At 64.0% G+C, this 26810-nt stretch carries 23 protein-coding genes; 11 read left to right on the forward strand and 12 right to left on the reverse strand.

What is annotated here, in order from left to right; genetic code table 11:
• Positions 1–54 precede the first annotated feature (54 nt).
• Positions 55–1320, reverse strand: a complete 1266-nt coding sequence (locus FDP28_RS12885; RefSeq protein WP_144661834.1) for a helix-turn-helix transcriptional regulator — start codon at positions 1318–1320, stop codon at positions 55–57.
• Between the two features lie 149 nt (positions 1321–1469).
• On the opposite strand from FDP28_RS12885, the gene hxlB reads away from it, so the two are divergent.
• Together hxlB and hxlA are read left to right on the forward strand one after the other, a co-directional pair.
• Entirely contained in the window at positions 1470–2060 is a 591-nt protein-coding gene (hxlB, locus tag FDP28_RS12890) for a 6-phospho-3-hexuloisomerase (protein WP_144661835.1), read from the forward strand.
• Between the two features lie 67 nt (positions 2061–2127).
• A complete protein-coding gene (hxlA, locus tag FDP28_RS12895; protein WP_144661836.1) occupies positions 2128–2751 on the forward strand; it encodes a 3-hexulose-6-phosphate synthase in 624 nt (207 codons plus the stop codon).
• A gap of 39 nt (positions 2752–2790) precedes the next feature.
• On the opposite strand, the gene FDP28_RS12900 is transcribed toward hxlA, so the two are convergent.
• Entirely contained in the window at positions 2791–4962 is a 2172-nt protein-coding gene (locus tag FDP28_RS12900; protein WP_144661837.1) for an amylo-alpha-1,6-glucosidase, read from the reverse strand.
• A gap of 245 nt (positions 4963–5207) precedes the next feature.
• On the opposite strand from FDP28_RS12900, the gene FDP28_RS12905 reads away from it, so the two are divergent.
• From FDP28_RS12905 to FDP28_RS12930, 6 genes are all read left to right on the forward strand, one after another.
• On the forward strand, positions 5208–5552 hold the full coding sequence (locus tag FDP28_RS12905) for a hypothetical protein (protein ID WP_144661838.1): 345 nt from the start codon (positions 5208–5210) through the stop codon (positions 5550–5552).
• A 117-nt stretch (positions 5553–5669) separates the two neighbouring features.
• Positions 5670–7061, forward strand: coding sequence for a cryptochrome/photolyase family protein (locus FDP28_RS12910; RefSeq protein ID WP_144661839.1), 1392 nt, complete (start codon positions 5670–5672; stop codon positions 7059–7061).
• A 139-nt stretch (positions 7062–7200) separates the two neighbouring features.
• On the forward strand, positions 7201–8700 hold the full coding sequence (locus FDP28_RS12915) for a CoA-acylating methylmalonate-semialdehyde dehydrogenase (protein WP_144661840.1): 1500 nt from the start codon (positions 7201–7203) through the stop codon (positions 8698–8700).
• Entirely contained in the window at positions 8700–9776 is a 1077-nt protein-coding gene (locus FDP28_RS12920) for an enoyl-CoA hydratase/isomerase family protein (protein ID WP_144661841.1), read from the forward strand. Before FDP28_RS12915 ends, FDP28_RS12920 begins: the two co-directional genes overlap by 1 nt.
• Before the next feature lie 10 nt (positions 9777–9786).
• A complete protein-coding gene (gene mmsB, locus FDP28_RS12925) occupies positions 9787–10710 on the forward strand; it encodes a 3-hydroxyisobutyrate dehydrogenase (RefSeq protein WP_144661842.1) in 924 nt (307 codons plus the stop codon).
• A gap of 45 nt (positions 10711–10755) precedes the next feature.
• The gene (locus tag FDP28_RS12930) at positions 10756–11535 is read left to right on the forward strand and encodes an enoyl-CoA hydratase (protein ID WP_144661843.1); all 780 of its coding nucleotides are present in this window, start codon (positions 10756–10758) and stop codon (positions 11533–11535) included.
• Positions 11536–11558: 23 nt separating this feature from the next.
• Here the strand turns inward: FDP28_RS12930 and FDP28_RS12935 are convergent, their stop codons facing one another.
• From FDP28_RS12935 to FDP28_RS12945, 4 genes are all read right to left on the reverse strand, one after another.
• A complete protein-coding gene (locus FDP28_RS12935; RefSeq protein WP_144661844.1) occupies positions 11559–12755 on the reverse strand; it encodes an MFS transporter in 1197 nt (398 codons plus the stop codon).
• Between the two features lie 167 nt (positions 12756–12922).
• Positions 12923–13588, reverse strand: a complete 666-nt coding sequence (locus FDP28_RS12940) for a TenA family protein (protein WP_144661845.1) — start codon at positions 13586–13588, stop codon at positions 12923–12925.
• A gap of 129 nt (positions 13589–13717) precedes the next feature.
• Positions 13718–13852: a hypothetical protein gene (locus FDP28_RS20790; RefSeq protein WP_260842462.1), complete on the reverse strand. Its 135-nt coding sequence runs from the start codon at positions 13850–13852 to the stop codon at positions 13718–13720.
• 76 nt (positions 13853–13928) lie between these two features.
• The gene (locus tag FDP28_RS12945) at positions 13929–14810 is read right to left on the reverse strand and encodes a hypothetical protein (RefSeq protein ID WP_144661846.1); all 882 of its coding nucleotides are present in this window, start codon (positions 14808–14810) and stop codon (positions 13929–13931) included.
• A 287-nt stretch (positions 14811–15097) separates the two neighbouring features.
• Here FDP28_RS12945 and FDP28_RS12950 point away from each other — a divergent pair, with 287 nt between their 5' ends.
• Positions 15098–16441, forward strand: a complete 1344-nt coding sequence (locus FDP28_RS12950; protein ID WP_144661847.1) for an HNH endonuclease — start codon at positions 15098–15100, stop codon at positions 16439–16441.
• Positions 16442–16458: 17 nt separating this feature from the next.
• Here the strand turns inward: FDP28_RS12950 and FDP28_RS12955 are convergent, their stop codons facing one another.
• The gene (locus FDP28_RS12955; protein WP_144661848.1) at positions 16459–16965 is read right to left on the reverse strand and encodes a MarR family winged helix-turn-helix transcriptional regulator; all 507 of its coding nucleotides are present in this window, start codon (positions 16963–16965) and stop codon (positions 16459–16461) included.
• Between the two features lie 39 nt (positions 16966–17004).
• Entirely contained in the window at positions 17005–18723 is a 1719-nt protein-coding gene (locus FDP28_RS12960) for an AMP-binding protein (RefSeq protein ID WP_144661849.1), read from the reverse strand.
• A gap of 132 nt (positions 18724–18855) precedes the next feature.
• Here FDP28_RS12960 and FDP28_RS12965 point away from each other — a divergent pair, with 132 nt between their 5' ends.
• The gene (locus FDP28_RS12965; RefSeq protein ID WP_144661850.1) at positions 18856–20073 is read left to right on the forward strand and encodes an acyl-CoA dehydrogenase family protein; all 1218 of its coding nucleotides are present in this window, start codon (positions 18856–18858) and stop codon (positions 20071–20073) included.
• Here the strand turns inward: FDP28_RS12965 and FDP28_RS12970 are convergent.
• Positions 20070–20903, reverse strand: coding sequence for an oxidoreductase (locus FDP28_RS12970; RefSeq protein ID WP_144661851.1), 834 nt, complete (start codon positions 20901–20903; stop codon positions 20070–20072). The two genes, FDP28_RS12965 and FDP28_RS12970, sit on opposite strands and share 4 nt — an antisense overlap.
• 92 nt (positions 20904–20995) lie before the next feature.
• Between FDP28_RS12970 and FDP28_RS12975 the strand changes: the two genes are divergently transcribed.
• Complete coding sequence (locus FDP28_RS12975) at positions 20996–21568, forward strand: TetR/AcrR family transcriptional regulator (protein ID WP_144661852.1); 573 nt, start codon at positions 20996–20998, stop codon at positions 21566–21568.
• Between the two features lie 82 nt (positions 21569–21650).
• On the opposite strand, the gene FDP28_RS12980 is transcribed toward FDP28_RS12975, so the two are convergent.
• The 3 genes from FDP28_RS12980 to FDP28_RS12990 all read right to left on the reverse strand — a co-directional run bounded on the left by FDP28_RS12980 (position 21651) and on the right by FDP28_RS12990 (position 26708).
• The gene (locus FDP28_RS12980) at positions 21651–23276 is read right to left on the reverse strand and encodes an APC family permease (RefSeq protein WP_144661853.1); all 1626 of its coding nucleotides are present in this window, start codon (positions 23274–23276) and stop codon (positions 21651–21653) included.
• Between the two features lie 279 nt (positions 23277–23555).
• Positions 23556–25196 carry a GMC family oxidoreductase gene (locus FDP28_RS12985; protein ID WP_144661854.1) on the reverse strand — a complete coding sequence of 547 codons (1641 nt, stop codon included), beginning with the start codon at positions 25194–25196 and terminating at the stop codon, positions 23556–23558.
• Positions 25197–26708 (reverse strand): aldehyde dehydrogenase family protein, encoded by a 1512-nt coding sequence (locus FDP28_RS12990; RefSeq protein ID WP_144661855.1) that lies wholly within the window; start codon positions 26706–26708, stop codon positions 25197–25199. It abuts the gene before it with no gap.
• Positions 26709–26810: the final 102 nt, after the last annotated feature.

Here is a 26810-nt window from a genome sequence, read left to right on the forward strand (position 1 = left end):
ACAGAAGAGCGCGTTTTGACTCGTCAAAACGCGCTCTTCTGCTGTTCGGTTGGCTTAGCGGAGGCCCGCACTGTGGGCCAAGGCAATGGCCTCGGTGCGGGAACGGACATCCAATTTTCGGAAGAGGTTCCGGAGGTGGAATTTCACGGTGTTTTCGCTGATGTTCAGCTCTGCGGCGATGGCACGGTTGCGTTGTCCGGCAGCCAGGGACTGGAGGACTTCCAGTTCCCTTGAGGCCAGGCCCCACGCCGCAACGTCCCCGGCCGGCGCAGATGGAGGATCCAGTGGCAATACCACGGATATGTCGGCTCCCCACCCTTGCATGACGTCCACGCTCATCTTGCCGTTGAGTGCCTGCACCTTCTGGCGGAGCCGCTCCATGTTGGTGGCATCGGGCGACAGCTCGCCCCGGCCGTCGTCCCGGACGTTGATTAACAGGTTCTCGCCGTCGCAGTCCCACTGGGCCCGGACCCGGTGTACGTCCGGTTGCTCGGCGATCGCCAGGACCAGGCCGCGCACCACGGCCCTGGCTGCGTGGGCCACTTCTCCGGGGAGGGCCCGTCCGTTGGCTGGCGGCTCTATGAACTGGAAATCGATGTTGCTGAAGTGCATCAGCGGCCGGAGGTCCTCACGAAGCCTTTCGAACGCTGAGCTGACGGGTTCTTCCACCAGGTCGCTGGTGCGGTCGTTCAGGGTCCGGAGACTGATCAGCGCCTTGACGGTCAGGTCTGTGACGAATGTCCGGGCTGCATGGTCATCCATGGAGTTGGAGCGCAATGCTGCAAGCACTGTTTCGAGGGTGGTGGAGTGCTGGTCCACCAGTTCGGCCGTCACGCGGATCCGTTCCGCTGACGCGGCCCGGGATTCCAAAAGATACGACGGCGGTGCGTCACTGACCTTCTCTTGGATTCGGGCCGCTGTGAGTTCCCAAAGGTAGGTGAGGACCCGCAGCCCTTCGTCGTCCAGCGTGGGCTGGGGATCCGTCAAAACCAAGAGGGCGTTGCTGGGCGGGTAGGTGAGGGCCAGGATGTCGCGTTCCTGTCCGGCGATCACGGCGCGGGTACGCCACGGCCCTTTCCCGTCAATGGCAGCCCGGACGTCGTCCAGTTCGGGGATGGACACGCGGCTGACGATGTCCTCGGCACCGGCCTTCTTTTGCGGCCTGCCCGTGCAGTCTTCGGTGAAGATCACCAGTGCGCTGGTGCCTGCGTATGGCGAAAGAGCGGTCCGCAGGCTGTCGGCTATTCGTGACAGCGGTGCCTGGGAGAGGTCCGCAATGGCGTCCAGGAGGTGCCATGGGATGGCGGATGGCTGCGACATGCATCCAAGCCTAAGGGAGAACTCCATCACTGCCTACCCAAAAGGATAGTCAACACTGCACTTTTTTGGCGTTACGCCTACCCTTCCCGGTCGGAAGAATTGTCGTATCGCCGCTGATGCCCGGGATACCTACCGCAAAGGAGTGAGAGTTGCACGTCATCGCAGAACCATCCACAACCTCAAGCGACAGCGTTGCCGACAACGCTTCCCTGATCCTCGATGAGCTATCCCGCGTCGCCTCCGGCCTGGATTACGGACAGCTCGCACGCCTTGCAGAGGAGGTCAGCGCGGCCGAACGGGTCTTCCTGGCAGGAGCCGGCCGGAGCGGGCTTGTCCTCCGCATGGCCGCGATGCGGCTGATGCATCTGGGCTTGACGGTCCACGTGGCCGGCGACACCACGACACCGGCCATTACCGAGGGTGACGTGCTTGTAGTGGCCTCCGGTTCAGGAACCACGTCCAGCGTGGTCAAAGCAGCCGAAACCGCACTCGCGGCCGGCGCAGGAGTTGCTGCGGTGACCACCAATCCCTCGTCCGCCCTGGCAGCCCTGGCCGATGCTCTGGTGGTTATCCCTGCAGCGCAGAAGACCGACCACGGTTCAGCAGTCTCAAGACAGTACTCGGGCAGCCTTTTTGAACAGTCCCTTTTCCTCGTGACCGAGTCGGTCTTCCAGGCCCTGTGGGAAGCCACGGCCGAACCGGCCGAAAAGCTTTGGCTGCGTCACGCCAACCTCGAGTAAGCGCACTTGGTCTTTCCCCTGTAAACCACACCACAACGGACCACACCACAAAAGAAAGCAGAACACCATGAAACTGCAGGTTGCACTGGATCTCCTCACCATCGACGATGCCCTGGAACTGGCCGGCAAGGTAGCCGAGCACGTGGACATCATCGAACTGGGGACGCCCCTGATCAAGGCTGAGGGCCTGGCCGCCGTCACTGCCATCAAGGAAGCCCACCCCGGCAAGATCGTGTTCGCAGACATGAAGACCATGGACGCGGGAGAACTCGAAGCGGACATCGCCTTCAAGGCCGGCGCCGATCTGGTGTCTGTCCTGGGAACTGCGGATGACTCCACGATCGCCGGTGCCGTCAAGGCCGCACAGTCCCACAACAAGGGCATCGTGGTGGATCTGATCGGCGTGGCGGACAAGGTTTCCCGTGCCAAGGAAGCCAGGGCCCTGGGTGCGAAGTTCATCGAATTCCACGCCGGCCTGGATGAGCAAGCACAGCCGGGTTATGACCTGCGCGGACTCCTGAACGCCGGGGAAGAGGCCCGCGTGCCGTTCTCCGTTGCCGGTGGCGTCAATGCATTCACCATCTCGGCGGTGCAGTTGGCCGGGGCCGATGTAGCTGTGGCAGGAAGCGCAATTTACGGTGCCTCGGATCCCGAAGTGGCTGCCAAGGAACTCAAGGCCGCCATCCAGTAACTGCCGGCTCCCAACGCCAGATAGCCCGGGAAAGGGTCCTCACGAGGGCGTTTTCCCGGGCTCCTTGCTGTGATGCGCCCGCTCGACCAACTCCGACATCCACGGACGTTGCCCGTGGTGGACTGTCAGGCCCTCGGGGATGCCCGTCACCGAGGCTTCGGTACCGGAGGCGTCTATCGTGATCCGTGCACTGCCCATGGGGGCGTTGCTGATGTGCAGGTCCCCGAACGAGGCTGGCAGCACGGGGTCGAGCCAGATGCCGCCCAGGGAGATGTGGGTGTCGTAGCGCATCAGGCTCATGACCAGGTGAATGGGCGTGGTGGCGGCCCATGCCTGGGGCGAACAGGCTGTTGGGTAGGGGACAGGCTCGCGGAACTGCGAGCGGTCAAAGCCGCAGAAGAGCTCAGGCAGCCTGTCGCCCGAGATTTCCGCTGCTTCAAGCATCGCCGTGGCAATCCGCTGCGCTTCCTCCACGAAGCCGTACCGCAGCAGCCCCGAAACAATAAGGGCGTTGTCGTGCGGCCATACAGAACCGTTGTGATAGCTGGCGGGGTTATAGGCGCCCATGTCCTTGGCCAGGGTGCGGACACCCCAGCCGCTGAACATTTCGGGAGACATCAGCCGCTCCACCACAGCAGGCGCCTTGTCCTCGTCGATCAACCCAAACCACAAGCAATGGCCCATGTTGGAGGCACACGCGTCCACCGGCCTCTTGTCCCGGTCGAGGGCCACCGCGTAGTAGCCCTTGTCCGGCAACCAGAACTGCTCGTTGAATTTTCTCTTCAAGTCTTCCGCGCGTTGCCGCAGGCTTTCCGCCAAGGCGAGGTCGCCGTCGTCGTACGCCATCCAGGCGCGCGCCACATAGGCGCCGTGCACGTAGGCCTGGACCTCGCAGAGCGCCAGCGGTGGTTGGGCGAGCGTGCCGTCCGCGAAGTTGATGCCGTCCCAGGAGTCCTTCCAGCCTTGGTTGATGAGCCCGTGTTCGTTGGGCCGGCCGTACTCCACAAAACCGTCGCCGTCGCGGTCCCCGTAGTCCTGGATCCACTGCAGGGCGCGGTCGGCGTGGGGGAGCAGGGACGCAATGGCGTCCTTGCCGAAACCCCAACGGCTGACCGAGCCAAGGACCACCACAAACAGTGGCGTGGCGTCCACGCTGCCGTAATACGCCGACTTGCCGCCCAAGGCCAGGCCTCCGGAGACGCCGAGCCGGACTTCGTGGAGGATCTTGCCTGGTTCTTCCTCGGTGGCCTCATCCACCACCGTGCCCTGGCGATCGGCCAGTGTGCGCAAAGTGCCCAAAGCCAGGGACGGGTCCACAGGCAGCGCCATTTCCGAGGCCCACAGGGAATCGCGGCCGAACAACGTCATGAACCACGGCGCACCTGCGGCGACCACCACCCTCTCAGGGTGGTCCGGGTCTTGGATCCGGAGTGCTCCCAGGTCCTCGTAGCTTCGGCGGAGGGTGTCTTCGACCGACCGGTTGCTCAGCTGGACAACAGGGATCCGCGCCACCCAATCCTGCCGGCGTTGGTCGCTGGGCGAGAGTCCGCCCTGGTCCTGGTGGGTGAACGTGGCCCCGGCTCCGGTGCCTTGCGGTTTCGGCACCACGCTGGCGCGGGTGCTCCAACTCCCGTAGGCGGGTATTTTGGCCGTGAAGCCCAATGCTTTTGCCCCGGCCCCGGCACCATCGGCACGAATGACGACGCTTTTCCGGATGTCCTCCCATTTTCCCCGGATTTCTATGGAGTCGCCGTCGGGCAGGTGCGTTTCGGTCCATTGGCGGGTAATCCGTGCTTCCTTGACTTCAAAAAGGTCGGCAAAATCCGAGTCCGCGGAGAGCAGGATGCGGCATTGAGCCACTTGGTTTGAGTAATTCCGCACGGTAATTTCTTCGCGGATCCCATTTCCCACTTCCCGCAGCCTCTCCACCAGTAAAGGGCTGTCCGCGTGGCCGTCGGGGCGGGGTACCCGGCCCACAAAGAAGGCGCGGTAGGGCTCCCTGGTTTCTGCCGCCAGGGGTTCGATGACCTGTCCGTTAACGGTGAGCTCCCAGGTGGACAGGATCCGCGTGTCGAGGTGGAACACACCGTGGGGTACGTCGGAATGGATGTCCCCGTTTGCCGCGGAAATACAGAAGGATGAGCCTTCAACCAAAGTCACCGTGCCCGAGCCAAGAGGGCCGGCTGCCGTGTCAGCATTCCATCCAGCCACGTGATGCTCCTTATCCGTGCGCCTGAGCCGTGCCGGACGCCGCGCGCCCGTCCACTTGTGGGGATGGATACGACGGTACGCCCGCAGGCATACCGGCGCCAGAGCCGGCCAGGGCAAGCGGCCGCCCTTGAGAGTTAACCTGGTTTTCTCTTCCGGGAACCGTAAAGGGGTCTATAGTGAGGGAATAGGACATTCGCTGATGCAGCCCGGCGGCCCTAACTTCTGTAAGAAGAGGCCCCAAAAAAATGACCGACACTCAAATCAGCTCTTTTCTGCGTGACTCCGTGGTGTTCGAGGACGATACCGAGAAGGGCCTGGACTTTGACACTCTCTATGGCCTGTACATCAGTTGGTGCGTTCTTGGCCGCAAAGTCCCCGTCCCCGATTCCGCTTTCAAAACTGCCCTGGTCTTGCATGGACTGAAGCCTGTCAAGGAAAACGGCCAGCGGATCTACCCTGGTATGGCCATGGTGGGTCCTGCAGCCAGGGATTACGTTGTCAACAACGTCCCGATGTGGACCGGCTCTGCCAATGCCACCGCCCCGGCGCTCTTGGGCGACGACGAGGAATCAGTCCCAGCCATCGCTTAAGCCGCGTACCCGCTGATCCGGCACGGCCAATAACAGCTTTTCAGCTCATGCCCCTAGGATGCGAAGAGGGGCATGGGCTGTTCCTGTTTTCGGGGGTCGTCGTCTGAGAGGGGTTACGTGAAGCCGTCCATTGTGTGGTTCCGGGATGATCTGAGGGTTGCCGACAACCCTGCCTTGCGTGCCGCGGTGGACGACGGCGCCGCCGTCGCCTTATACGTCCTCGACGAGGAATCGCCCGGAATCCGCCCCCACGGCGGAGCTTCCCGCTGGTGGCTGCACCATTCGCTGGCCGCGCTCCGCGAAGACCTCGCCGCGCTCGGTATCCCCTTGCTGTTGCGCCGCGGCGATGCCGGTTCCGTTGTCCGAAGGACCACGACGACGCTCGGTGCGGGCGCGCTGTACTGGAACCGGCGGTACGGTGCGGCTGAGCGGACGGTCGACGCCGGGATCAAGGCTTGGGCGGGCGAAGCCGGCTTGCACGTTGCCAGCTTCCAGGCGTCACTGCTGCATGAGCCCTGGGAAGTCACCACCAAGACCGGCGGCCAGTACAAGGTGTTCACGCCCTTCTGGCGGGCGGTGTCGGCGCAGGAATTTCGCGAACCTTTGGCCGTACCGGAAAAGGGGCATGGCTTCACCGGTAAGCTGCCGGCCTACGATGAGCTGGACTCCTGGGATCTGGTGCCCAGCAAGCCGGACTGGTCCGGCGGGCTCGCTGAGAGCTGGACGCCCGGTTCAGCGGCAGGCCACAAGGTGCTGGAGAAGTTCGTGGCGGGGGGCCTGTCCCACTACAGCGAGGGCAGGAACCGTCCGGATACCGAGGGCAGCAGCCGCCTGTCTCCCTATTTGCGCTGGGGCGAGCTGAGCCCGTTCGAGGTATGGCATGCGTTGGGCTCCAAGCGGTCTGAAAGCGTCTCGATCTTCGCGTCCGAGTTGGGGTGGCGGGAATTTTGCTGGCACCAGTACTTCCACAACCCGAACCTGGCCACGGCCAACCTTCGTCCGGAATTCGACCGCTTCCCGTGGGCATGGCCCGGCAGCAACGGAAGGGGTGGCCGGCATCCGGGCCACGAATCCGCCCCCGAAGAACTGCGTGCCTGGCAGAAGGGCAACACCGGGTTCCCCATGGTGGACGCAGGCCAGCGCCAGTTGTGGCATTCAGGTTGGATGCACAACCGTGTGCGCATGGTTGCCGCCAGTTTCCTGGTGAAGAACCTTGGTATCCATTGGCAGCTGGGCGAGCAATGGTTCTGGGACACGCTCGTGGACGCTGATCCGGCGTCGAATCCCGCCAATTGGCAGTGGGTGGCCGGGTCCGGCGCCGATGCCTCGCCCTTCTTCAGGATCTTCAACCCGGAAGCCCAGCGCGTGAAGTTCGATCCGCAGGGGAAGTACATCGCCCACTGGATTCCTGAGTTCGGAACTCCCGATTACCCGGAGGAGATCGTTGACCTCAAGACCACCCGTGCCGAGGCGTTGGAAGCGTACAAGGGGATGAGAGAGGTTCACTGAGGCCCCTCTGGAAATTAGTAGGAAGTCCGAGTATATTCGGGTCTAGAGATGACCTGGATCACAGTTCCTTAGGTGTTCCCGCCGATTCCCAGGACTCCGGGAAGGTCAGTCATTCACGATGCAAAGGAGCATTTCCACCATGGTGCGCGAGCTTTCACACTACGTAGACGGCCAAAGGGTTGAGGGTACATCCGGCCGCTTCAGCGACGTCTACGATCCCTGCACGGGAGAAGTCCAGGCCCGGCTTCCGTTGGCCAGCGCGGACGAGGTCCGCAACGCCGTCGCAAATGCCGAGAAGGGGCAGCTCGAATGGGCGGCCATGAACCCGCAGCGGCGAGCCAGGATCCTCCTCAAGTTCGTGGACCTGGTGAACGACAACATGGACGAGCTCGCCAAGCTGCTGTCCTCGGAGCACGGCAAGACCTTCGCCGATGCCAAGGGCGACATCCAGCGCGGCATTGAGGTGGTCGAATTCTCCGCGGGAGCGCCGCACCTGCTCAAGGGCGAGTTCTCGGACAACGCCGGTGCCGGTATTGACGTGCATTCCCTGCGGCAGCCCCTGGGCGTCGTCGCGGGCATCACCCCGTTCAACTTCCCGGCCATGATTCCGCTCTGGAAGTCCGGCCCGGCGCTCGCCGCGGGAAACGCGTTCATCCTCAAGCCGTCAGAACGGGACCCTTCCGTCCCGCTCCGGCTCGCCGAGCTCTACAGCGAAGCAGGCGTGCCCAACGGCGTCTTCAACGTCATCAACGGCGACAAAGAAGCCGTGGATGCCCTGCTGGAGGACCCGCGCGTCAAGGCGATCGGCTTCGTCGGTTCAACTCCTATCGCCCAGTACATCTACGCCACCGCCGCGGCGCACGGCAAGAGGGCGCAATGCTTTGGCGGTGCCAAGAACCACATGGTGATCATGCCCGACGCCGACCTGGACATGGCCGCCGACGCCCTGATTGGTGCAGGGTACGGTTCCGCAGGCGAACGCTGCATGGCTATCTCAGTGGCTGTGCCGGTGGGCCAGGAGACCGCAGACGCCTTGGTGGCCAAGCTGACGGAGCGAGTCAAGGAGCTCAAAGTCGGCCACAGTCTCGACAAGGACTCGGATTTCGGTCCCGTCGTGGCGCAGTCCGCGAAGGAGCGCATCGAGGGCTACATCCAGTCCGGCGTCGACGAGGGCGCAACGCTGGTCACTGACGGCCGCGGGCTGACCGTGGAGGGCTACGACGGCGGCTTCTGGGTGGGTCCCACGCTCTTCGACAACGTCACCAAGGACATGAAGATCTATAAGGAAGAGATCTTCGGACCGGTCCTCAGCGTGCTGCGTGCCGCCGACTACGACGAAGCGCTCAGGCTCTGCAGCGAGCACGAGTTTGGCAACGGCGTCGCGATTTTCACCCGCGACGGCGACTCCGCCCGCGACTTCGCCAGCCGCGTCGAAGTGGGCATGGTGGGCATCAACGTCCCGATTCCCGTGCCGATCGCGTATTACACCTTCGGCGGCTGGAAGGCCTCCGGTTTCGGTGACCTCAACCAGCACGGCGCCGATGCTTTCCGCTTCTACACCAAGACCAAGACCGTCACCTCGCGGTGGCCCTCCGGCATCCGCCAGGGCGCTAGCTTCGTGATGCCGGCGGGCAGCTGATGGGGGCTTTGGACACAGCAGACGTTCTTTTCGAGCGCCGCGGCCACCTGGGTACCGTGACGCTCAACCGACCGAAAGCGGTTAACGCCCTGAACGCGGGGATGGTCACGGCCATGCTCGAACAGTTGCTTGCCTGGGCGGACGACGAGTCCGTGGAAACCGTGCTGGTGCGGGGCGCCGGGGACCGGGGCCTGTGTGCCGGTGGCGATATAGTGGCCATCTACAAGGACATGCTCCACGGTGGCTCGGAGACCGCGGATTTCTGGGCGGACGAGTACCGGCTCAATGCCCTGATCGCCAACTATCCCAAGCCCTACGTCGCTTTCATGGACGGCCTGGTGCTGGGCGGTGGAGTGGGCATTTCCGCGCACGGTTCCCACCGCGTAGTCACCGAACGGACCCGCAGCGGGATGCCCGAAACGACCATCGGTTTCGTACCCGACGTCGGTGGCACGCTGTTGCTGTCCCGCGCACCCGGGGAGACCGGCACCCACGCCGCGCTGACGGGCGCACACCTCGGCGGTGCGGACGCCCTTTACCTCGGGCTCGCGGACTACTACGTCCCGTCCGAAAGCCTCCCCGCGCTGGCGGAAGCGCTGGAAAGCTCGACGGCGGAGGCCGCCGTCGAGCGTTTTGCCCAAGCCGCGCCGGACTCGGCTTTGGCGGCCCAGCGGGGGTGGATCGACGACTGCTACGCGGGCGACGACGCCGAAGAGATTGTGCACCGCCTGCGCGACGCCGGGGGTGAGGCCGCCGAGGCCGCGGACACCATCACGGCAAAATCCCCGACGTCGGTCAAAGTCACCCTGGAGTCGTTGCGCCGTGTCCGCGGGCTGTCGTTGGAGGAAGCGCTGGACCAGGAATACCGGGTGGGGCTCCGATGCCTGTCCCAGCCTGATTTCCGCGAGGGGATCCGTGCGCAGGTGGTGGACAAGGACCGGAACCCGCAGTGGAAGCCCGCCACTCTCGCCGAGGTGACGGCGTCCGACGTCGAGGGCTATTTTGCGCCGCTGGGCGGGCGCGAACTGGGCCTTTCGGCAAACCCGGTCCAATCAAGTCCAGTCCAGTCGAGTTGAAGGAGACGACATGACAGAGAACGCAGCATCGGCAACGGGGCTCATCGCTTTCCTCGGCCTGGGCCATATGGGTGGGCCCATGGCCGCCAACCTGATCAAGGCGGGCCACGACGTCATTGGCTATGACCCGGTTCCGGCCGCCGCGGAGGCCGCCAAAGCCCACGGGATCCCCATGGCGTCATCGGCGCACGAGGCTGCCGCGGAGGCCGCCGTCGTGCTGACCATGCTGCCCAGCGGCAAGCATGTGCTGGACGCGTACCGGGGCGTGGACGGGCCGGGCTTGCTCGCCGTAGCCAAGCCGGACACCCTGTTCCTTGACTGCTCCACGATCAATGTGGACGAGGCCCGTCAAGCTGCGGAGATAGCGTTGGAAGCCGGACACCGATCCGTGGACGCGCCTGTTTCCGGCGGCGTGGTGGGAGCCGAAGCCGGCACGCTCACGTTCATGGTGGGGGCGCTGCCGGAGGACTTCGAGACCGTCAAGCCGATCCTTGAACTGATGGGCAAACGGATTGTCCACTGCGGCGACCACGGTGCCGGGCAGGCGGCGAAGGTCTGCAACAACATGATCCTCGGTGTGTCCATGATCGCCGTTGCGGAGGCCTTCGTACTCGGCGAGAAGCTGGGGCTGACGCATCAGGCGCTGTTCGACGTCGCGTCCAATGCTTCCGGCCAGTGCTGGGCGCTGACCACCAACTGTCCTGTTCCCGGGCCGGTCCCCACCAGCCCGGCGAACCGTGACTACCAGCCCGGCTTTGCCGGAGCCTTGATGGCCAAGGACCTGCGGTTGGCCGTGAATGCGCTGGAGAGCACGGGCGTCGCTGCCGAGATGGGGCCGTTGGCGTCCAGGATCTACGATGCTTTTGCCGCCGGCGAAGGTGCCGGACGGGACTTCTCCGGCATCATCACGGACATCCGCGATAAATCGCTGTGAGAGGTTGGAACTGAACTGATGACGAGCTTGGTGGAGAGGGAGAACATGACGGAGCAGTACAACAACATTCAGGTGGAACGGCGTGGGCGCGTGGGCTTGGTGACCCTGGACCGGCCGTCGGCGTTGAATGCGCTCAATACTGCCCTGATGAATGAACTCGTTGACGCCGTGCGGGCCATGGATACAGATCCGGAAGTTGGAGCCGTGGTGATCACAGGCTCTGCCAAGGCATTCGCGGCCGGTGCCGACATCAAGGAAATGTCGTCCAACAGCTACATGGAGATGTACGCGGCGGACTGGTTCCGGCACTGGGAGGACCTGACCCGTCTGCGGATCCCCGTGATCGCCGCGGTGTCAGGATTTGCCCTGGGAGGTGGGTGTGAGCTGGCGATGATGGCCGACTTCATCATCGCCGGGGACAACGCAAAATTCGGCCAGCCCGAAATCAACCTGGGCGTCATCCCCGGCATGGGCGGCTCGCAGCGACTCACCCGGGCTGTGGGTAAATCCAAGGCCATGGACATGGTGCTCACCGGCCGTTTCATGGATGCCGAAGAGGCTGAGCGCGCCGGTCTGGTCTCCCGGATTGTGCCCGCGGCAGAGGTCATCGACGAAGCCGTCAAGGCCGCCGAGGTCATCGCGTCCAAGTCCAAGCCGGTGGCGATGATGGCCAAGGAAGCGGTCAACGCGGCCTTCGAAACCGGCCTGGCGCAGGGCGTGCTGTTTGAACGCAGGATCTTCCACTCGCTCTTCGCCACGGAGGACCAGAAGGAAGGCATGGCAGCGTTCAGCGAGAAGCGCCAGCCGGAGTTCAAGCACCGGTAACGCCGAGGGTTAGGCATGGGGGCCTAGCTCACTGTCAGGTCCTCACGGGTACGCTTCTGGATTTTTTTGCTTGCACGGTTCGCGAGAGCAATTAGTGCCAGGCCTGCAAGCGTGAGGGCGGCACAGGCAAAGAAGATCCCCCGTTGGCCCAAGATTGTCATTGACCCGACCGCGATAATGGGTCCTGAAACGATCGCCCCGAGTCTTCTGGTGTTCATGTAGAGCCCGGTGGATAACCCTGGTCTGGGGATCATGTCTTGAAAAAGAGTCATGCCAATCCCGGCGATGCCTGCGAATGACCAAGCATTGAAAATTTGGATGGCCAAGAGACCGATGGGGTCAGTAACCAGCATCAATGCTGAAAAGTAGGCTATCCCGGCGATGCAGCTGGTGGTGATCAGGCCGAGCGCGGAAAACCGTTCGCTTAGTCGGCCGCATAGCAGTAGAGCCGGGATCTCGAGTGCTGCGGCAACTCCGAGGGCGATGCCTGCCCAGATGACATCCAGCCCCAGGGTTTGGGGAACGAAGAGAGTCATGATTGTCATGGCCGTGGCGTTTGTGGCCTGCAGGAGTACGAACGCGAAAGTAACTGGTACAACCATCCGGAGCCCCACCGGAGTTTCCCCGGGGCCGGAAGACTGCGGTGTGGTTTGAGGGTCTGTGTCAGCGTTGGTGCTTGTTGCTGTGCGTTGCCGTATCAAGAGCGCTGTGGTGATGATGTTCAAGACGGCAATCGCGGCGACGGCCAAGAGGATGGCACGGGTGCCAAGCGAGCCGATGATGAAGGTCGCCAGCGGGGGACCGGCAACCCATGCCACGGAAACGATGGCGCGGGCATTGATGACATCGGAGGGCCGGCCACCGGAGTGGCGGAGATGCGCGAACAGCAGCGTGCTGCCGACCCCTGCTGGACCTCCCAGCACCACGAGGGCGACGGTGGCCATGGGCAGGGCCGTAACTGCCGAGAGGACGCCCGCCAGCAGTATCGTCAGGCCGCCGCACACCAGCATTGGTACCAGGTAGTCCTTTGTCTTGTCGGCGCGTGCCGGTATCAGCAACGCCGCGAGGAACCCGCCTGCGTTATAGATCCCGAGGACCCATCCGAGGTCAGCTGTGGTGGCACCGTAGAGGTTGACGAGAATCAGCGCCAGAGCAGGACTCAGAAAGGCCAGCTGCAGGCCCCAGAGCAGCGCAGATCCGGGCAAGAGAAGTTTTTTCATTCGGTCCTCAGGGTGACTGTCGTTCCGCTGGCCCTGGGCTCTTGAGGAATTCGCGGACATCGTTCGTGTTGGCCATGGCTTTTAGGCTACGTCCGGGTGTGGTCCTCTAACAGGTACTGTCAGTACACCTCACAACAGACACTCCCGCGATGTGTAGTTTTCACGCCTCAGGCCGGAACGGACGACGCGTCCTGGGCGGCATCAAAGAACGCCAGTTCCAGCCGGACCGCCTCGCGGAACGTCTCTGTGACGCGCGCGCGGATCGCCGGCGATTCGGGTTCGACGGCGTTGAACTCCTCCCGGAGCCACGTCACCCAAGCGTTGTACTCGGGATTGTTGTGGAGGCGGATCCATTCCGCGTGCTTCTGCGCGGCCGGCCACGAGGCAGGATCCCCGGCCCGTGCTGCCCAGTCTCCGTAAAGCCACTCGGCAACAAGGAGGACTGCGAGGACATCCGGGTAGGAGCGGCTGGTCAGGGCGGCGCGCATGAGGGCATCGAAGTCGCGGGTCACAATTCCGAGCGCCGGTTGGACCCGGTCAGCCTCAGGGATGTCCAGTTCATCGAAGCAGTCCTGGAAGTAGGTGTTTTCATCCGAAGCGAAGGCTCCCAGGACCCGTGCGAAAACCAAGCGTGAGGACAACGATGGTGCGGAGGCCACGGCCTGTCCCAGGAGCGCAGTGAACGCATCGCAAAACTGGTAATCCTGAACAAGGTAGCGCCGCAGGGCGTCGTCGGAAAGAGTCCCGGCGAGCAAGCCATCCACAAACGGATGGTTGATCGCTGCGTCCCAGTTGCTGATGCTGTCGTGCTTGAGTTCTTCGGCAAAGCCCACGTGTTTCCTCCTGGAGTTTCAGAACCGCACCCTAGCAGCCACCATCGGACTTCAGACAGTACGACGCCGGCCGGTCAGTCGGGTTGACTGGCCGGCCGGCGTCGTTGGTGTTTTGTGGGCGTCGTGCCTTCAGCAGGCCCTGGGACCCCTTCCCGCGTTCATCGGGTCCGGCCAGTTGCCGACGAAGTCGGGCCAATAGCCGATGCGTTGGCTGGCGGATGCCTTTGCGTTGTTGCGGGCGGGGGACTGGATCGTGCGAAGCATGGGTGCCTCCTGACTGATGAAATGCCTGCGACGGTTGTCGCAGGTGGTGGTGCCTGCCGCTGCAGGGACCACCGAATCAGTCAGGGCGGGATCCGGGATCGAACGAAGGTTGCAACGCTGGTCTTCGCTCCTGGTTCGTCACGGGTCCGTCCCGTGGCGGAGGAAGGTTGGAGAGGACATCCGGAACGTCACAGGACCCGGTAGCGGGAGTGCTTGGGCCACGGGCTTCAGACGAGCCCGGAGCAGCTGGCGTCACCACAGGGTGCAGGGGCGGCGCCGGAGCCGGGTTCACGGGCCCGGGCACTGCAGCGGGCGGAACCACCCCCGGGTCAAGCAGGGAAAAGGGCGCGGGAAGCGTGTTCCCTGCCAGTTCTCGCGCCCCAGGTTGCGGCTGGAGTACGACGGCGGGGGTCGGGAAAGCTTCGCTCGCCGGCACTGCTGCGTCCACCAGAGGCGTGGGTGCGGCCAGTGAAACAGCGCCGTCGACCAGAATTTGAGGGGCAGTGATTAACGCGGGCAGCTCAGGGAGCGCTGGAATCCCGGGAAGCGCTGGAACCTCCGGCAGGAGGGCCGGGATATCTTCCATCGCGGGAAGTTCGGGAAGCACGGCCTCGGGCGGCGCCTCCGGGAGGGACACTGCCGGGAGATCCGGAACGAGCGGCGCGGAAGGGATGGCCGGAGCGGGCGGCGCCTCAAGAGGCGCGGGGACTGCAGGCACGTCCGGAATGCCCGGCAGCTGATCAGGGGCGGAATCCACAGCGTCGGAGCTCGGGACGACCGGGGGCGTTTTCAGAGGCTGGGTGAGCGTCGTAAGGGGCGCCGGGGGTACAGCGGGAACGACATCCGTCGCAGCGGCGGGCGACCCCGCCAGCCACATCATCCATGCGGAGGAGCCCAGCGCAGCCAACAGCAGCCGGCGCAGAAGTACGCTGCGGCGTTGTTCCGGATCCTTGGCCATGCTCCACTCCCCATTGCGGCAATGGAATCTCAGGATACGCCCGGCGGGGTGCAGGGGTACAGCCGGGTCCGGATCTTCCACTCGCTCTTCGCCACCGAGGACCTGAGGATAGCGCCGAGGGGTTTGGTTAGGTTCCCGGCATGTGGATGGCCACGGCCGTTTCCTTCAGATCGGCGCCGGTGGCAGGGAGGGGGCCAGGGAGTTCTCCTTCGTGCCGTCCATGGGCGGTCGGGTCAGCCCGCGATCACCAAGGTTATATTGTCAGTGCCTCCTGCCAGAGTTAGGTCATGGAGCTAATCGCGGACAGGCAAACGGGCGCAGAAGCGGCGCTTGGGCGCCCTCCAGTTGCCAAGGATTCCGTTCACTACAGCGGTGGTTCAGCCAGCACCGTCAGCGCGGACCTCATCGATCAGCTGCGTGTCTTGGAGGAGATGAAGTCGGCCATCTGCGGTTTGCAGGCGCGGGTTGCCGTCGCTTTCGATCTTGCCCGGCGCGCCGAACAAGCCGAAGCCGGTGTCCCTGCTTCGGAGCGTGGCCAGGGCATCGGAGCTCAAGTTGCGTTGGCTCGGCGTGAGTCACCGAACCGAGGATCGCGACTCCTTGGTTTGGCGAAAGCCTTGGTCATGGAGATGCCGCGAACCTTGGCAGCGTTGAACTCCGGCCAGTTAAACGAATGGCGGGCCACGCTGCTCGTCAAGGAGACAGCCTGCCTCAGTGTGGAGGATCGTGCCGCGGTGGATGAGGAACTCGCAGCGGACAACGGAACCTTCGAAGGCAAAGGTGGCAAGGCAGTCGTTGCGGCGGCCAAAGCTGCCGCGTACCGTCGGGATCCGCGGTCGGTCGTTGGTCGGGCCAGTCGCGCTGCCTCCGAGCGGACCGTCAGCCTGCGACCGGCGCCGGACACGATGACCTACCTGACCGCCCTGCTACCTGTCGCCCAAGGAGTGGCGGTGTACGCCGCGCTGAACCGCGCGGCAGATTCGGCCTGTTCCACCGGGACTGTGGAGTCTGGCGGGGTTGTCCCCACTCGCGGTCAGATCATGGCTGACACGCTCGTTGAACGCGTCACCGGAACACCGGGCGGAATCTCAGGGATCAATCTGGACCTGGTTATGACCGACCGGACCCTTTTGCAGGGCGATAGTGAACCAGCACGCCTTAGCGGTTACGGAATCGTACCTGCCGAGTGGGCCAGATCAGTGGTTGCCAAGGGCCAAGCAGAACAGGATCAACCTGAACAGAACCAGGACAACGAGCTCACTGTTTGGCTTCGCCGCCTCTACACCGCGCCGGCCACGGGAGAGCTCCTGGCCACTGATTCCAAGGCGCGGCTCTTTACCGGGCGGCTCCGTCGCTTCATCGAAACCCGCGACGATACCTGCCGGACTCCCTATTGCGACGCGCCCATCAGGCACATCGACCACATTGTGCCCTGGCGTTCCGGGGGCAAAACCAACTTCGCAAATGGTGCAGGACTGTGTGAGGCGTGCAACCACACCAAGGAACAGCCGGGGTGGACTAGCCGAGCCGTCCAGGCTGATGTCCACACCTTGGAAATCAGGACCCCCACCGGGCATAGCTACCTGTCAAAGGCTCCGCCCCTTCCGGGCCACCGCCCTTCCAGAACGTAGAACGCTCGTCCAGCGTCTCAGTCCTCGAAGTCCCCGGCATCCCGCCGGAAGGCGCTGAGTACGCGGATGAGGTGATCGACGTCGTCGTCCCTGAAGCCGGACTTGCCGAAAACCTCGGCGTTCAGCGCCGCCGTCGCCTTCTTTGCCACGGTGCGGCCTTCAGGGGTGAGCTCGATCAGTGTGGTGCGCCCGTCGGTGGGGTGCGGGGAGCGGGCAACGAGCGCGGCCTTTTCCAGACGGTCGACGGCGTTGGTCACCGAGGTGGGATGCACCTGCAGGAGCGCACTGGCTTTGTTCATGGGCAGCGCGCCGCTGCGGGCGAAACTCAGCAGGGCCAGGAGTTCGTAGCGGGCGAAGGTGAGGCCGAAGGGCTTGAGCACCGTTTCGATGCGGGCCAGCAGGATCTGCTGTGTGCGCATGATGGCCGTGATGGCAGCCATGGGCGCCGCGACGTCACCCCAACCGTGCCGTTCCCAGTTGCGTTGGGCGTCGGCGATGGGATCGCGGGGGAGTGGGGTGCCCATGGGCCTCCTTGGTTGCTCGGGTGCCGGTTGTCCGGGGGCCTAGTCTTTCAGATTCGGGAACTCTTCTTCGGTATATTCCACGCCCAAACCTGAAGGCAGTGGACCATCTCCATGCCGCTGGACTTCAGATCCGCGGAGCTCGACGCGCCGGATCTTGCCCGAAATCGTCTTGGGCAGTTCGCCGAATTCGAGCCTCCGGATCCGCTTGAAGGGGGCCAGGTGTTGGCGGCAGTAGCGCAGGATGTCTTCGGCCACGCCAGGACCGGGTTCGTAACCTGCAGCCAGCACCACAAAGGCCTTCGGAACCGACAGCTTCACCGCGTCAGGCGAAGGTACGACGGCGGCCTCCGCCACTGCGGGGTGTTCGATCAGTACGCTTTCGAGCTCGAAAGGTGACAAGCGGTAATCCGAGGACTTGAAGACGTCGTCGTCACGGCCAACGTAGGTGATCACGCCGTCTGCGTCCCGGCTGGCCATGTCGCCTGTGTGGTAGTAGCCATTCCGGAAGGCATCGGCGGTTTTCGCCTCGTCGCCAAAGTAGCTCTTCATGAGCCCTACAGGCCGGGGGTCCAAGCGCAAGCAGAGTTCGCCGTCGTCGGCTTCTTCACCGGTGAGCGGGTCCACCAGGACGACGTCGTACCCGGGGAGCGGGCGCCCCATCGAGCCGATCTTCACCGGCTGCGCGGGGGTGTTGGCGATCTGGACCGTGGACTCGGTCTGGCCGAAACCGTCCCGGATTGTCACACCCCAGGCTTCCTCCACTTGGCCGATGACCTCCGCGTTCAGCGGCTCTCCTGCCGAAACCACTTTCCGGGGAGGGCTGGTCAGTTGCTTCAGGTCAGCCTGGATGAGCATGCGCCACACGGTAGGCGGGGCGCAGAAGCTGGTGACGCCTTCGCGGCCCATCTGTGCCATGAGGGCGGCTGCGTCGAAGCGGTCGTAGTTGTAAATGAAGACGGTTGCCTCGGCGATCCACGGCGTGAAGACGTTGGACCACGCGTGCTTGGCCCAGCCCGGGGAAGCGACGTTCAGGTGCACGTCGCCCGGTTCCAGGCCGATCCAATACATGGTGGACAGGTGGCCCACTGGATAGGACGTGTGGGTGTGTTCCACCAGCTTGGCACGCGAGGTGGTGCCGGAGGTGAAGTACAGCAGGAGCGTCTCATCCGCGCGGGTGGGGGCGTCGGGCGTGAAGTCCGTGCCGGCGTCGTAAGAATCTGCGTAGTGTTTGGCGTCCGGGTTGGTGCGTTCCGCGCCCACCTCAAGCAGTTGGTAGTTACCCTCGACGGCGGCAAACTTGCCGATGTTGGCGCTGCCGACCGCCACCCAGGCAGCTCCGCCGCGCTCAACCCGGTCCTGCAGGTCCCGGGCGCCCATGAGCGTGGTGGTGGGGATCATGACGATGCCCAGCTTGATGCCGGCCAGCATGAGTTCCCAGAGCTCAACTTGGTTGCCGAGCATGATGATCATGTGGTCGCCGCGTCGGACGCCTTGTTCCCGCAGCCAGTTGGCGAGCTGGGAGGACCGCTCAGAGAGTTCCTTGAACGTGCGCCGCGTGGAGCTGCCGTCCTGTTCGACTATCACGAGGGCGGGTTGCTCGCCCCTCTCCGGATCCGCTGCCAGCTGGTCGAACCAGTCGAGCGCAAAGTTGAACTCCTCGAAGCGCGGCCATTGGAATTCAGCGTGGGCCGTCGCGTAGTCCTCGCGCAGTTCCAGCAGCCTGTCACGGGCCGCACGGAAGTCCTCTGTGACTGTCATAGTCCGCCTTTCGCCTTCGGGTTGACCGGCACCATTGCCCTGGCATCCCGCCTAGTGATCCACATCACCTTGCAATATACTAGGACATCCAAGGGTTTGGAAGAGCCTCCCGGCACATGACGAAGGGGTCTAATGCTCGATCAAAAAGCTGCCGCCACCGTTACCAACGGTCCAGCGACGGAACGCGTCCTCCCTCCTTACCCGGAGGTGGACCTCATGCACGTGGTTGATCTGCTGCCCGAGGGTGAGCGCGGGCGGTATCTGCGGACGAGGGACTTCCTGCAGGCGCGGATCCGGAAAGACAGCATCGCCTACTGGAACAGGGAGGAATTCCCCTTCGGCTTGCTCGCGGAAATGGCCGAACATGGGCTGGGTGGGCTGCAAACCGACGGCTCGTCCCAGCTGTTCAAGGGCCTGATGTACACCGAGGTGGCCCGCGCCGATGTCTCGCTTTCGGCTTTGGTGGGTATCCACAATGAACTCATCGTCGGCATGATCCACGAGCTCGGCTCCCCGGAGCAGAAGCGCAAGTGGCTCCCCGGCTTGGAGGCCTTCACGCAGTTGGGCGCCTTCGCGTTGACCGAACCGGACCACGGTTCCGACATCGCCGGAGGACTTTCGACGACGGCGCGGCGCGACGGCGGCGAGTGGGTCATCAACGGTGCCAAGCGCTGGATCGGTGCCGCCACGATTGCCGACTTCGCCCTGGTATGGGCCCGTGACCTCTCCGACGGCCATATCAAAGGCTTCATCGTGGAATCCGACCGCCCCGGCTACTCCGCGACGAAAATTTCGAACAAGATCGGCCTGCGCATCATGCAGAATGCCGACATCGTGCTGGACGAGGTCCGCATCCCGGCGTCGAATTTACTGCCCGGCGCAACCGAGTTCTCCCGCGCCAACGACCTTCTGCGGGATTCCCGTGCGTGGGTTGGCTGGCAGGCTGCGGGCATCCAGTTGGCCGCCTTTGATATTGCCCGGGCCTACGCCTTGGAGCGGAAGCAGTTCGGCAAGGAACTCGCTCGGTTCCAGCTGGTGCAGCAACAGTTGGCCGATATCCTGGGCAACGCCAATGCGTCCTTGTCGATGATGGTTGAATTGGCGCGCATCCAGCAGGCAGGCAAGCTTGAGATGGTCCAGGCCGCCATGTGCAAGGCCACCACCACCCGCTTGGCGCGCTCCTCCGTGGCGATGGGCCGCTCCCTCCTTGGTGGAAACGGGATCACCACCGATTACGAGATGGGCAAGCTCTTCGGAGACGCCGAAATCCTCTACACGTATGAGGGCAGCTACGAGATCAATTCGATGATCGTGGCCAGGGCCGTGACGGGAAAGTCGGCGTTCGTCTAAGAGCTGGGTATGCCGATGGCCCGGCTGATGAGCGCGTCGAACTGGCGGTCGGTCAGCAACCCTCGGGCCGCGATGAGCGGCTGGGCTCCGAACCCGACGGCGTAACGGGTCTTGGGTTTCGACGCCGTCACCGCCTTTGCGACGGCATCGGCGACGACCGACGGCGGAGAGTTGCGGTTGACGTTCGCCTCGGACCTCAGCGACTTGGCAACTGCGTGCGCCTGGGCGGCATAGGCGCCGTTTCCGGAGGTCTCTTCAACGAAGTCTGCCGCGATCCCGCCCCACTCCGTCGCGATGCCGCCGGGCTCGATGACAACGACGTCGATGCCGAAGGGCTTGACCTCCAGCCGAAGGCAGTCGCTCAGTGCTTCGAGGGCGAATTTGGTGCCGTGGTACCAGCCGCCCAAGGGCGTGTAGATCTTTCCGCCCATGGACGTGATGTTCACAATGGTTCCCGAGCGTTGGGCGCGCATGTGGGGCAAGGCCAGCTGGGCCAGTCGCATGGCGCCGAAAACGTTCACCTCGAACTGGCGGCGACCTTCATCGATGTCGACGTCTTCCAAGGCGCCGTAGGAGCCGTAGCCGGCGTTGTTCACCAGGACATCGATCCGTCCGGTGTCGGCGATGATGTGGTCGATGCCGGCCCGCATGGAGTCGTCATCGGTGACGTCCATGGCCAGCGTGCGGATGCCGTCGGCGGCCAGGCTCTGGAGGCGATCGGTGCGCCGTGCAGCGCCGTAAACGGTAAAACCCAGGGCTTGGAGTTTTCTGGCGGTAGCTTCCCCGATTCCGGAAGAAGCCCCTGTGACGAGCGCGGTTTTGGTGGTCATGGCTGTTCTCCTGCCGTAAGATGAATCGTGGTTCACTTAAATCATGAACCAGCATTCACTTTCGTGCAAGTCGTGGCAGGAGAAATTTTTTGGTGACTAACCAGCGCCCCATGCGCGCCGACGCGATCCGGAACCGGGCGAAGATCCTTGAGGCCGCGCGGACGGAAATCGCGGAACACGGGCCTGACGTGGGGATGGAGGTTATCGCAGGTACTGCCGGTGTTGCCGTCGGTACTTTGTACCGGCATTTTCCGACGAAGACAGATCTCGTGGGTGCCGTGCTGGCTGAGTATGTCGAGCAAATAACTGTTGAGGCTGAGTCGGCCCGGGACCATGCCAGGGAAGGGGGCGGATCTCCTTTGGCGGTTTTGGTCTCGTTCCTGCGCGAGGTCATTCGGATTTCCGCGCTGAATGCCGCCGCGAAATCTGCGGCTCCTGCCCTCGGCGCGGCCGCGGACATTGACGAAACACGTGCGGCGGCGGCGTTGTCCGAGCTCATCGACATGGGCATAGCAGCCGGACAGGTCCGTCGGGATCTCAGTGTCACTGATATCTACATGCTCATTTCGGCGGCGCCCCTGGACCAGCCGGAGCCTGTACGCGAGCGATGGGCCGCGTTGGTTCTGCCATGCCTTACCGTCGACGCCGCACGATCTTTTCCTTAAATGGCTGAGGGCATCCCCGCGCCGGTAGTGCGTTGGCGGGAGGATGCCCTCAATGGTTGTGCCTGCACCCGAAGGGCCTTCGCTAGGAAATTCGGGCCGCAGACAGGGTGGAACCGGATGGCCCTGGTTCCGAGGTGCTGGGGTCGGCCGGTTCCGCGGTGGCGGACGGAGCAGGTGCTGCAGCGTGTTCGGCGAGCACTCCTGTGTTGTGCCTGATGCGCAGGCGGTAGAGCAGCGTGCCACCCACCACGACGGCGGCAACAAAGATCACGCCACCCCACTGCAGGTACCACTCGAACGGCGGGACGGAGTTGTAGATCTCCGGCCGTGGCCACACCAGGTTCAGTGTCATGGCTCCGCCCCAGAGGACCGCAAGGATGTTGATGGGCAGGCCCCACTTGCCAAGGCTGAATCCGGCTTCGGAGCCGTCGTCCTTCAGGGGCCACTTCTTGAGGAACCGGCGCCGCAGCATCGGTACCGTGACCAGCAGGTAGGAGAGGTAGATCAACACGATGCTGATGCTGGAGAGGATGGTGAAGATTGCAGGCTGGGAAATGTTGACGATGAGTGGAATGACAGCGACGACGCCGATGACGATTGCGGCCACTGTGGGGGTTTTCCGGGTGGGGTGCACTTTGCTGAGCTGGCGGCTGAAAGGAAGGTTGTTGTCCCTCGCCATGGCAAACATCATGCGGATGGCCGCCGCGTGGACGGCCAGGGTGCAGACGACGACGGCCACCACGATGCAGACCAGGAAGGCCTTGCCGAAGGGTCCGCCGAGTACGGAGAGCACGATGTACTGCAGCCCGCCGTCGGCAGCTCCGATCTTGGGATCGGACAGGTCCGGAGCGGCCAGGATTCCGCCCAGCAGGAGCAGGCCGCCCAGCAGGAAGGACGCTGTCACCGCACGCAGGATCGCCTTGGGAGCTGTGCGCTTGGGGTCCTTGGTTTCTTCCCCCAGAGAGCTTGCGGTGTCGAACCCGTACATGACGTAACCGGACGCCATGGCCGCGATAAGGAAGACCCCGAAGAAGCCGAGCGGGTGTCCTTCGCCGAAGCCCGCGGTGTCCAAGAGGACTTCCGGTCCGCGCACTGCGTGCCAAATGAGTGCCACGATGAGCAGGACGGCCGCAACGAGTTCCACGAACACGCCCACGCTGTTGATCATGGTCATGAGCTTCACGCCGAAAGCGTTGATGAGAGTGGAGATGGCGATCATGATGCTGGCCAGGATGACGCCGTTGACGGCGAAGTCGTATGGACCAGTTCCATCGCCAACCATTTGGAAGCCGCTCCAAATCTGCGGCAGGGTGATTTGGAGGGCCAGGGCCACGGAGCCCAGGGCCATGATGGAGGACAGCAGCAACAGCCATCCCGCCAGCCATGCCCACGTTCCCGTGGAGAGCCTCTTGGCCCAGTTGTAGACCGAACCGGCCACTGGGTAGCGTCCTGCGAGTTCCGCGAAACACAGCGCGACCATCAGCTGGCCGACAAAGACAATGGGCCAGGACCACGCATACGCAGGGCCGGCCGTGGAGAAGCCGAAGTAAAACAGTTGAAAAACGCCGGTGAGGATGGAGATGTAGCTGACGCCGGCTGCGAAGCTGGCAAACTTACCGATGCTGCGGTCGAGGGTCTGGGCATAGCCAAACTCGTCCATTCCGCTCGTATCGCTCTTGCTGGGTCCTGATTTGCTGGGTTCTGACATTCGAACTCCTAACTCAGACATGCACGAATGGTGATGACTTGCGGCCACCATTGGTCGCAGTCGAATCAAAAGGCCGGGCACCACGGTGTGCCTCCGGCTGTTTCCCCCGTTGATGTTGCGTGCCGGGCCGGGCGCTCGATGTAGTCGGCGCCCGGGCCAGGTCCGCCAGGCCAGCACCCTGTAGGTGTGGCGTGGGTCATAAAAAGCAGGTTAGTTCAGTTTGAACAGCCGTTCAAGAGCCTGCATGAACAAATGTTCAAAAGTTTCCGGTGTTACGACTCAGGCAAGCGACAAGCTGAAGTCCGCATCCGCCGTCGTGGTTTCTTCCTGGCGGCTGGCGCGGATGAGGTCAGCGCAACGCTCACCGATCATCATGACAGTGATGTTCGGGTTAACCGTGACGTGCTCCGGCATGACGGACGCATCTGCAACCCGCAGGCCGGTGACTCCCTTGACCCGCAACTCCGGATCCAAAGGCGACATCCCGTCGTCGTAAGCTCCCAACCTGACGGTTCCCACCGGGTGGTAGACCGTGTTGTGGGTCTTGCGGATGTACTCCTGCAATTCCTCATCGGTCTGCGCTTCGACGCCGGGGGAGAGCTCGCGGCCGGTCCACTCCGCCATGGCGGGCTGCGCGGCGATCTCGCGGGCTTTGCGGATGCCTGCCACCATGACGCGCATGTCGTGGCCCTCCGGATCCGTGAAGTAGCGCGGGTCCACCATGGGCTTGTCGCGGAAGTCGCGGCTGCGCAGGCGCACCGTGCCCCGGGAGCGGGCGTGCGTGACGTTCGGCGTGAGGCTGAAGCCGTTCTCGGTGGTGGGGTAGCCGTGCCGGAGCGTGTTCATGTCGAAGGGGACCGAGCCGTAGTGCATCATGAGGTCCGGACGGTCCAGGCCGTCCTCGGTGGGCGTGAAGATGCCGATCTCCCACCACTGGGTGGAGGACTGGGCCATCGGCTGCTTCGCCTCGAACTGCACCACGCCCTCGGGGTGGTCCTGCAGGTTCTCACCCACGCCGGGTGAGTCGACAATCGCCTCGATGCCGTGCTCCGCGAGGTGCGCTGCCGGGCCGATGCCGGACAGCATGAGCAGCTTCGGCGAATCGATGGCCCCGGTCGACAGGACAACCTCGTGGCGGGCGGACAGGCGGTGGGTGCGGCCGAAGGCCGAATCGACGACGTCGACGCCGGTGCAGCGCTTGTCGGCGTCGAACACCAGTTGGCGGGCCCTCAGGCCCGTCAGGAGCGTGAAGTTCGGGCGGTCAACGATGGGGTGGATATAGGACACCGAGCTGGAGGAGCGGGTTCCGTCGGCGCGGCGGTTGATCTGGAAGAAGTTGGCGCCGTTGACCACGGTGGTGCCCGTGTTGAACTTCGCCCGCGGAATGCCCGACTGTTCGCAGGCGTCCAGCAGTGCGACGCCGGCGGGGTCGGCCGGGGGCACGTTCATGAGGTGCACGGGACCCGAGTCGCCATGGTGCGGAGCATCCGGGCCGGCGTCTTCGTTGGTCTCCAGGCGCTTGTACAGCGGCCAGGCGGCATCGGCGTTCCATCCCGTTGCGCCGTACTTGGATTCCCACTCGTCCAGGTCCTCGCGGGGAGCCCAAAAAGCAATGCAGGAGTTGTGGCTTGAACAGCCGCCCATGACTTTTGCCCGGGCGTGGCGCATGAAGGAGTTGCCGTTTTCCTGCGGTTCGATCGGGTAGTCCCAGTCGTAGCCGGATTCCAGGAGTTCCATCCAGCGATCCAACTGCAGGATTTCGGGCAGGTTGCGGTCATCAGGGCCGGCCTCCACGAGGGCGACGGTGACGTCTGGATCCTCGCTCAGCCGGGCGGCTACAGCTGCGCCCGCCGACCCGCCGCCGATGACGACGTAATCGAAGGCGCGCTCGCCGAGGTCCTCAATGTTGTCGTAGTGCATCTAGTTCTCCTTGCCGTGGTCAGCGAACCAACCAGTGACCTGGGGGTTGGTGTTCTGGTAGATGTGCTTGGCTTCCTGGTACTCGGCCAGTCCGGTGGGGCCGAGCTCCCGGCCCACTCCCGATGCGCCGAACCCGCCCCACTCCGCCTGCGGGAGGTAGGGGTGGTAGTCGTTGATCCAGATGGTGCCGTGGCGGAGCCGGCCCGCCACGCGCTGTGCCTTGCCTGCGTCCTGGGTCCAGACAGCTCCGGCCAGGCCGTAGATGGTGTCGTTGGCAATGGCCACGGCTTCGTCCTCGGTGCTGAACGTTTCCACCGTCACCACCGGACCGAAGGCCTCGTCGGTGACCACGGACATCCCGCGGGTGACGCGGTCCAGGATGGTCGGCTGGTAGTAGAAGCCGGCGTCGTACTTTCCGCCTTCAGGTGCCGAACCGCCGGTCCGCAGCCGCGCGCCCTCGGCAACGCCGCGCTGGACGTACTCGTGGACCTTGGCGCGGTGCTCTGCGGAGATCAGCGGGCCGGTTTCGGCGTCCTCATCGAAGGGGCCGCCGAGGCGGATGGCTTCGGCGCGGCGGACCAGCTCATCGACGAAACGCTCGGCGATGGACTCCTCCACCACAAGGCGGGCACCTGCCGAGCAGACCTGGCCGGAGTGGAGGAAGGCGCCGTTGAGGGCGTTGTCGACGGCGGCATCGAAGTCGGCGTCGGCGAAGATAACGTTGGGGTTCTTGCCGCCCAGTTCCAGCGCCACCTTCTTGACGGTGGCGGCCGCGGCGGCCGCGATGCTCTTGCCGGTTTCCAGGCCGCCGGTGAAGGAGACGAGGTCGACGTCGGGATGTTCCGTCAGCGGTGCGCCCACCTTCCGGCCGGGGCCGGTGAGAAGGTTCGCGACGCCGTCGGGCAGGCCGAGATCCTTCAGGAGTTGCATCGCGAGGATGGCGGTGGATGGTGTCAGCTCGGCGGGTTTGAGGACGAAGGAGCAGCCTGCGGCCAGTGCGGGGGCGATCTTCCAGGCTGCCTGCAGCAGCGGGTAGTTCCACGGGGTGATGAGGCCGCAAACGCCAACGGGTTCGTAGACGATCCGGCTGACGACGTCGGGGTTGCCGGCGTCGACGACCCGACCCGGTTGCTGGCCTGCGAGCCTGCCGAAGTATTCGAAGCAGGCGGCGATGTCGTCGATGTCGATCCGGCTTTCGACGATGCGCTTGCCGGTGTCGAGGGATTCTGCGCGGGCGAACTTCTCGCGGCGTTCACGCAGCCCGGCGGCAACCTTGAGCAGGAACGCGCCACGCTCGGGCGCAGGCACCGAGGACCATACGCTGGAGTCGAAGGCTGCGCGGGCAGCGGCGATGGCGCGTTCGGCGTCCTCTGGGCCGGCCTCGGACACTGTGGCGACCAGCTCGCCGTCGGCCGGGTTGTGGATGTGGCGGACCGTGCCGGACGCGGACGGCTCCCAGGAGCCGTTGATGAAAAGCGTGGCAGCGGAGTCGGAAAATGTGGCTTGGGTCATACGAAGCAGAGTAGTTCATCTTGAACATCTGTTCAAGGAAAATTATGAACAGATGTTCAAATCTCGGTTTATGTGGCGGACGTGTGGCACCCATCCCTGCTC

It is taken from the genome of Paenarthrobacter nicotinovorans (genome assembly GCF_007670255.1).
Taxonomy (GTDB): Bacteria; Actinomycetota; Actinomycetes; order Actinomycetales; family Micrococcaceae; genus Arthrobacter; species Arthrobacter nicotinovorans_B.